Source organism: Hydrocoleum sp. CS-953, from assembly GCF_002260545.1.
In the GTDB taxonomy this organism is placed as follows: Bacteria; Cyanobacteriota; Cyanobacteriia; order Cyanobacteriales; family Microcoleaceae; genus Trichodesmium.
On record NZ_LGSU01000018.1, the window covers coordinates 1 to 1,061 of the forward strand.

Sequence of the window (1,061 nt, forward strand, 5' to 3'; positions counted from 1 at the left end):
AAATTATAGGATTGTTTTTAGTCAAAAATGAAACAGTCTCACTCTCACTATCACTCTCAAAAAAAGTAAATATTATAAATTATTACCTCCTGGCTCCTGACTTCTAAGAGCAAAGATACTGTAGCAATATTTTATGAAATTGGTATAAAACCCTTGACTTAATGAATTGGAAATAGAGTTCAAGAATTAAGAATAGAGTTCAAGAATTAAGAATGCGCGAATTAAGAATGCGCGAATTACCTCTTCTTTTCAAGGAGAGGATTGACGAACAGGAAAATTTTTATTTATTATCCCCTTAAAAGGGGAGGCTTTANAGAATGCGCGAATTACCTCTTCTTTTCAAGGAGAGGATTGACGAACAGGAAAATTTTTATTTATTATCCCCTTAAAAGGGGAGGCTTTAAACCACAATATTTCGGTAAAAATACCTAGACTGGAATAGCTGAAACAGGAAACTAAAAAAGGAGAAATATAGTCATTTCAAATAAGGATGAAACACTTTTCTGGCTGAAACCCTTTCAAGGAAAGAAACACTCGTCCTAGTCTTATTCAGAATGACTATAGACTTAAGATATTTAGATGAAATATAGATTTTTGATTCATACCCAGATATTCCTTAAGAATAGCAAAAAATCAGAAAGGATAACTTCAATAGTTGCCAAAGTAAAAGAATTAATGTTCTGAGATTAATGAGATTTACAAACGAATTAAATAACGCAAGACATCAGGGAATAATTGATAGTCAAATTGTAATTAATTTTTTAGATAAATGAAGAGTGAAGGTTGAACTAAAACTATAGTAGTCATAGACTAAGCACCAATCCAGACCAGTAATAAAATGCTCGAAAAATTAGAAGAGTGGAAAGAGAAAAATTTAGATATATTTTGCTTCCCAACTTACTCATCCAAGCATAACTCCATTGAAACTCTCTGGAAATTTATTAAGTATGAATGGATTGAAATTTATGCTTACGAAAGTTGGAAAAGTTTCCTTTGCTATCTCAAAAAAGTCCTTGATAATTTTGGTCAAGAATATGTAATTAATTTTGTTTAGGTGCTTA

At 30.8% G+C, this 1,061-nt stretch carries 1 protein-coding gene; it reads left to right on the plus strand.

Annotated features, from left to right (window positions below):
• The first annotated feature begins 820 nt into the window (after nt 1-820).
• Nucleotides 821-1,054, plus strand: coding sequence for a transposase (locus AFK68_RS00060; RefSeq protein ID WP_143437356.1), 234 nt, complete (start codon nt 821-823; stop codon nt 1,052-1,054).
• The last annotated feature ends 7 nt before the right edge of the window (nt 1,055-1,061 follow it).